At 34.9% G+C, this 6,943-nt stretch carries 5 protein-coding genes and 1 pseudogene; all 6 read left to right on the top strand.

The genetic code is table 11. From position 1 onward, the window contains the following. A pseudogene (locus tag GBM95_RS12380) lies at positions 1-235 on the top strand (polysialic acid transporter); the annotation flags it as partial. A 21-nt stretch (positions 236-256) separates the two neighbouring features. After that, the gene (locus tag GBM95_RS10525) at positions 257-1,606 is read left to right on the top strand and encodes a sugar phosphate nucleotidyltransferase (RefSeq protein WP_193222670.1); all 1,350 of its coding nucleotides are present in this window, start codon (positions 257-259) and stop codon (positions 1,604-1,606) included. Continuing rightward, complete coding sequence (locus tag GBM95_RS10520; protein ID WP_152159050.1) at positions 1,607-2,875, top strand: glycosyltransferase family protein; 1,269 nt, start codon at positions 1,607-1,609, stop codon at positions 2,873-2,875. It abuts the gene before it with no gap. Then, positions 2,872-3,762, top strand: coding sequence for a glycosyltransferase family 2 protein (locus GBM95_RS10515; RefSeq protein WP_152159049.1), 891 nt, complete (start codon positions 2,872-2,874; stop codon positions 3,760-3,762). Before GBM95_RS10520 ends, GBM95_RS10515 begins: the two co-directional genes overlap by 4 nt. Positions 3,763-3,783: 21 nt before the next feature. Next, entirely contained in the window at positions 3,784-5,094 is a 1,311-nt protein-coding gene (locus GBM95_RS10510; protein ID WP_152159048.1) for a hypothetical protein, read from the top strand. After that, positions 5,091-6,824: a hypothetical protein gene (locus tag GBM95_RS10505; protein WP_152159047.1), complete on the top strand. Its 1,734-nt coding sequence runs from the start codon at positions 5,091-5,093 to the stop codon at positions 6,822-6,824. The genes GBM95_RS10510 and GBM95_RS10505 overlap by 4 nt, the downstream gene beginning before the upstream one ends. Positions 6,825-6,943 lie beyond the last annotated feature (119 nt).

The raw sequence follows: 6,943 nt of genomic DNA, 5'->3' as shown, positions 1-6,943 counted from the left end.
GCTCGACGATTACTTGGCAGCGGCGGGCGGTGTGTCCGACCGCGGGGATGAAAAGCACATTCTCGTAGCGAAACAGAACGGGGAAGTGGGGCTTGCCGAGCATCTCGGCATTAATGCAGGGGATCGGATTTTGGTTTTGCCGAAGGTAGACGTTAAGTCGATGCTTTTGGCAAAGGACCTGATGACGATTGTTTATCAGATTGCGGTAGCTACAAAGGTAGCTGTCGATTTATAAGGGGGGAGAAAGATGTTTGTAGTGGCAATTCTTGCGGGAGGTAAAGGCACACGACTTTGGCCTTTTTCTAATCGTTATCATCCCAAACCTTTTATAGAAGTAGATAATGGAATAACTCTCTATTCTGAAACGTTAGAAAGAATTAAGAGTTTAAATCCAGATAAAATTGTTTGTATCAGCAACGAAAAATATAAAAATTTTACTAAAAGTTCTCTCGTAGATGAATATATCTTTGAGAAGGACGGCAAGAATACTGCGGCGGCGATTTTATTTACAAGCACGATTTTAGAAAGAAAATTTGGTGCTGATACCGTGGTTCTATTTGTACCAGCAGATCATTGGATAAAAGATAAAAAAGAATTTAATCGAACAGCTTTAGAGGCTGCAAATCTTGCTAAAAAAGGCAATATTATTACTTTAGGTATTAAACCGAAATACCCAGAAAATGGTTTTGGGTACATTATTCATAATAATGGCAAAGTAAGTCGTTTCGAGGAAAAACCGAAGGTTAAACGTGCTGAAGAGTTAATTAAGTCCGGTGCACTTTGGAATTCCGGGATATTTTGCATGAGTTGCAAAACAATCAACGAAGAAGCAAGCAAACACTGTTTTGAGTTAGTTCAAAAGAAAGATCAGATTCAAATCGAAATCCGTTCCAATGAAATCTACGTTGATTACAAGGATTTTCCGGACATATCAATTGATAAAGCGATAATGGAAAAGAGCGAAAGACTGTTAGTTATTCCAGCAGATATGGGCTGGGATGATATTGGAAGCCTTACCTCTTTCTTCAATTTAAAGAAAACAAAAAATCTAATTTCGCAAGAAAATGGCAATGAAATTGAAGGAAAAGGAATTACGATCGATTGCGAAAACCTTTCCATTTCAACCAATAAAAACTTCATAGCCGCAATTGGAATTTCAGACCAGTTTATTGTTTCCAAAGACAATACGATTTTAATCGTAAATAAGAAAAATGTACAAGATGTAAAGAAAATAAAACAAGAAGAAATTGCGGATATGCTTGAATTCGAAAAAGTTTACCGCCCTTGGGGAACATATCAAATTATTGAAAAGGGACCTAATTTTCTTGTCAAAAGAATTGAAGTACATCCTGGTGGAGCCTTATCTTTGCAACTTCATAATCATAGAGACGAACATTGGATTATTACGAAGGGATCTCCTTTAGTTGTTATAGGCGATAAAACTATCGAGACTAAGGAGAACCAGCAGTTATTCATCCCTAAAAAAATTAAGCATCGGATGATTAATAAGACGAATGAAACGGTTACATTTATTGAAGTTCAGTTTGGAAATGTTTTAGAAGAAAGCGATATTGTGCGCCTTGAAGACAACTATGGGAGAAATTAAATGAAGATATTTAGTTTTAAAGCGCAACAAGATCGCCTGACCGTTTTTTTCTGTGGACTACCGATCTACTATAAAAGATATCTAGATAATAGCGTACGGCACCGTTTTTTATTTCTAAAATGGGAAAGCCCCCTACCATACGAAATCTTCAAACTAAATGAGTTAAAAGACAAGATTGAAAAGATCGTCGCAAGTAAAACTAGGGATAATCAAAAGGAGGAAAAGAACTTTCCCTTCGAGACTATTCCCGATAACACAGTTCTTTTGATAGAAACTAATAACTTTCACTCTGAATTGCTTCCTGGTATCGCACGATATTTTGTCGATCTCGGATACAACGTTGATATTCTTTTGTCTTATTACGAATCCAAGCTCAATCCGTTTAGTAGATATTTGTTCAGAAAGATAAGGATTAAAACAATTGAAAGTGGAAAGATTTTAGAAATATTGGATAGTAAAAAAATAAAAAAATATTCATTTATTTATTTCAATTCCGACAAGGTTAATTATCAGAAGAGTTTTGCGACAGATTATTTTTCAAAGATCGATTATCCGGAAAACAGAAAAATATTCATGCTCCATCACCCTGATGCATCTAGCTATCAAGGTGAAGGACATGTTTGTATGCTCGGTGATTTTACTTTTAAAGGAAGAAAGCCATTTATCGTTACGCCAACCTATTTCGGGAATATAAAGATAAATCCCAAAAATAATAAGACGAGATTTATCGTCATTGGCAATGTAGATCAAAAAAGAAAAAATTTCTCACTATTGCTAAAGAGTGCAGAGGAACTAGTAAATGAAAACAAAAAAGATTTCGAGATAGTTGTTGTGTCTAGGCAAGGTGATATTTCGATACCCCCATCGATTAGTGAGCAAGTTCGCTTTCTAGGAAAACTTTCTTACGAAGAGATGTATTCTGAAATCGAAAAAAGTGATTTCTTTTTGGCATTGCTTGACACTTCAATTCCAGAGCATGAACGGTATGCTTCAAAGGGAATTTCTGGCACCTTCCTTTTGAGTTGGGGCTTTAGAAAGCCATGCATAATCGAAGAGTATTTTGCAGCGAAATATAATTTCGACATAAATAATTCTGTTATCTATAAAAATAGTGCGTCATTCACTGATTCACTCCGTAGTGCAATTGAAATGGATAGAAGACGATATCTAGATATGCAAATGTCTTTGTCGGAAAACGTGATGAAGATTGCGGAGAAATCGATCGAAAATTTAGAAAACTTCATTCCCGATTTAAGGAGCAAAAAATGAATGCATTAATCTCTATTGTAATGCCGGTATTCAACGCTGGAGACTTTATCGAGCAGACCTTTAAATCGCTCTTGAATCAGAGTTTTCGGGACTTCGAATTGATAGTTGTCGATGATGGATCTACAGATGAAAGTATAAATATTGCAAATAAGTTTGCAACAAAAGATAATCGTATTAAATTGTTGAAAAATACTGGAAAAGGAGCTGCTACTGCAAGAAATCTTGGCATTCGAGAAGCGAGTGGGAAGTTTATCTCTTTTGTAGATGCCGACGATTTGTATAAGAAAGAAATGTTTTCATCTATGTATTCTAAAGCCGTTTCCACTAACGCCGATATTACAGTTTGTGGTTATAGAAAATTTGATAACAGTAGTGGTAAAACATTATGGGAATTCAGGCCGCTCGGTAAATTTTTAATTCATGAACGAATTAAAAGTCGTGACCATTTGAGCGATCTTTTTTCGGTAGTTCCGCCTTCCCCATGGGGTAAACTTATAAAAAGAGATCTTATAAACAAAAACAATATTCTTTTTCAAGAATTAAGCTCTTGTAACGACTTCGCATTCACATATACGGCTATATCAAAGGCAAGGGTTATTTCATTTTGTCCAGAAGTTCTTCTTTACTATCGTGCTAACACTGGCAAAAATATATCTTCCAATAGAGGGTCGAAAGCTATAAATATTCTCGAAGCTATAAAGCGTTTAAAAGATAATATGGAAAAATTGGGCAATTTTAAGGAAATGAGACAGACTTTTCTAGCGAGATCTAAACAAAGTTTGCAATTTGAACTCAGTAACTGTTCTGAGGAGGAGAAAAAAGCGTTTTATTCTTATGCAAGGAGTAATTTAGATAATAATCTTGCTAGAGATTTAGAACTGCTATGATTAGAGAAATTGGGATTTAACATGAAAGAAATATGCAACGAGTTGTTTCTCGCCGTTGAGAAAGATAATTTAAATGAAATTATGAATTTTAGGGAGAATGCCCTGAGAAACCAATATGACGAACAGTTGTGTGCCGATATCCTATCCATATGTGAATCTTATTTAGCTCGTAATTTTCAATATACATTTATTAATCAAGATGGCAAAAATGCTATAAAAAATTACTGCTTCCGCCTACGTGTTAAAGACAGCCTTAATTATAGAATAAGCATTCAACTTTCTGGAAGTATCAATTCTGCTTTTCTGGTAAAAAATAAGACACTGGTAGAAGTAGAAATTTGCAATTCCATAATAGAGATAAACGAAGATTTAAATCAATTGGACGGTATTTTACTTGATGGCGATTTTTATAAGCTAAATAAAGTAGAGATACCTTCAGTAATGTTTGGAAAGGATGACTGGCTCTTCTTAATTAATGATCGCAATGATTCTCTAGGGCAATACTCAGGTAAACGTTTTATTTCGAATGAAGAAATTGAACGTTGGTCACAATTCTTATCGGAAACGAAAAAGATTAAAAATCTTAAAGTTATCATTGCACCGAGTAAAGAAACCGTTTTTAATAAATTCTATCCCTATGCTGGATTTGACAGCAAAATCCTGCTGCAATTAAAGAAGGTGGATAGAAGCACAAATATCGTAGTGGATCCAACCCAAGCACTTCAAAAAGACTCGCGTTCTTACTCTAAAACCGACACGCACTGGAGCTTTTATGGTGCCTTTATAGCACTAAAGGAAGCATTCCCCGATCTTATAGAAGGTACGAATTTTAAATTCGTAACAGGACAAAAAGTTGGTGATATTGGAAGTAAATTTTTACCGAATTTAAAATCTGATTTTGAATATATTTTGAACCCGGAAGATTCAAAATATAAAATATTTGATAACTTCCTCTCTCAGGATGGCCACATTTCTGTTTACCATAACGAAGCTGCAAGTTCTAAATATAAAGTCGTTCTTTTTGGAGATAGTTTTTCGCGCTTCTTTTACCCAATCCTTTGTAAAACGTTTAGGAGGGTTGTATGTATTAGATCGGCAGGTTCAATTATTCGAGACGTACTAACACACGAGAAACCTGATTTTGTAATTATTGAGCGAGCGGAACGCTTTTCTCTTACTGCACCATCCATTCATAGGACCATTTCAGAGTGTTCTGCAATGACAAAGTATGCAGACAACATGAAGAATAATAGAGAAAGAATCTTTGAAAGTATCAAATTTCTAGATAAAGATAATCCAATTGTTTCTTTTATTGAGGAAATTTTAAAATGATCAATTTCGAAAAATTTTTTGAAAGCAATGAGCCTAATTTGGATTTTTTGATCGATACGACAAACAATTCAAGAATTCGATCTTTTCTCGAATCGCTCAATTTCCGTTGTTTCGAATTTAATGGGGTAAACCTATTTTATAATAAGATAACTCAGAATCCGGCAAGAGGAGATATTCTTTTTAGTGGATTTAGTTATACCGATAAATCAATAATTAAAGGGCCCATTATCTCGAATAATATAGATTTCGATGCCTCAGGTAATTTTATATCAATAGAAATAACACAAAAAGCCTTTGTTGTACGAAATGATCTTTTCGGACTTTCTCCTATTTACTTCGGGAAGGGACTAATTGCCAATCGACTTCAACTCATTTTTCTTGTATTAAAAGAAATTGGTGATTTGTCGCTCAACAACAACTACACACTGACGCCTTTCTTGCTTTGGAATGCATTTTCTCAACAAATTGCAAGTTTCCAAACAATTCTTTCCGGTATAAGAAAGCTTCAGCAAAACAAATTTCTCATCGCATCTCAGAACTCAATTCAAGAAGAGACTGATGCTTTAAAAGATGTTCCATTTTGCGAGCAATCTTCGACCACATATCACACTTATCTTTTGCGCGCTGCCGATGATATTGTTAAAAATCTAACAAAAATCATCTCTTTTGATAGAAATTCTTTTTTGGCAGTTACTGGTGGAAAAGACTCGCGTGTTTTATATGCAGCATTGGTCTCGATGGGCAAAATAAACGACGTGCAAATAATTACAAATGACGTTGGCAGAGACAGATATATTTCTACAGGTTTAGTTCAAAAATTTGGTGGACATTTTGGTTTTCCTGAAGAAGAAAGCTTGTTATATTCAAGTTTAAGCAACAATTTCGACCATTATTTCAGCCATTATTTTTTCAATAAAATTAATATCCCTGATATCTATATTAGAGAGAATATGTTTCTTTCGAATAAGGCTATTTCTCTAATTGGCGGATATTGTGGCGAAGTTTATTACGACTTTTATCAAAATATCGGTATCAGGTTCCAATCTGAAAAATATTCGGAGAATGAACTTATTTCAATGTTAAAAGCAAATAGCTTTTCAGAAATAACAGAGAAAGATCTTGCTGATATAACATACACTTTTTCAAATCTCCAGGGTAGAACATGGTCGCAAAAACTTGCCAGTCACTATCTTGAATTTAGAAATACATTTCATTTTGGTTCCAGAATTAATAAGTTGAATCAAATTGATTTTTCGCCTCTGGTTTCGCGGAATCTATTTTTGGCATCTCGTTGCTTGCCAGACGCGGTTCGAGATACTTCAAGAATTACTTTTGACTTAACTAAAATATTTAGTGAAGAAATTGCATATTCACAATACGAAAACGTTCTACCTGATTATTCTAAGATTCCATACAATAAGCATTCAAAATACGATGGCATAATTCTTCCTCTTCAGCCAAATTTGTCCCTGATAAAATATAAAAAATTGCAGATTCCTCAAATTTCAACAAAGCCTCTGTTCCAAGAGAAAGTAGATTTTCTCACTAAACTCTTAGCCGAAAATAAAGCTAATGGGTTTATCCCTGACATCAATGGAAAGAAGCATACAGAAAAGATTGTCTATTTCATGAGAAAGAAATCTCCTAATATTGATAAGTACATAACCGCCGTACTTATGTCTTTGTTCTATAAGTTATATAATAAAAATGAAAGCAGTTTTTCCCGTTAATGGTCTCGGTACTCGTTTTCTGGCCTTTCGACGTTTAGTGTGGACATGTAGCCCGACCGCTACGGTGGCGTGATACCCTTCCAAGGCATGGGAACGGCGGGGAATAACCGGTTATCAGC

Source organism: Sutterella seckii (assembly GCF_009183815.1).
Taxonomy (GTDB): Bacteria; Pseudomonadota; Gammaproteobacteria; order Burkholderiales; family Burkholderiaceae_F; genus Sutterella; species Sutterella seckii.
The sequence above is the reverse complement of the archived record's forward strand: the minus strand, read 5'-3'. Positions and strand labels throughout refer to the sequence as shown.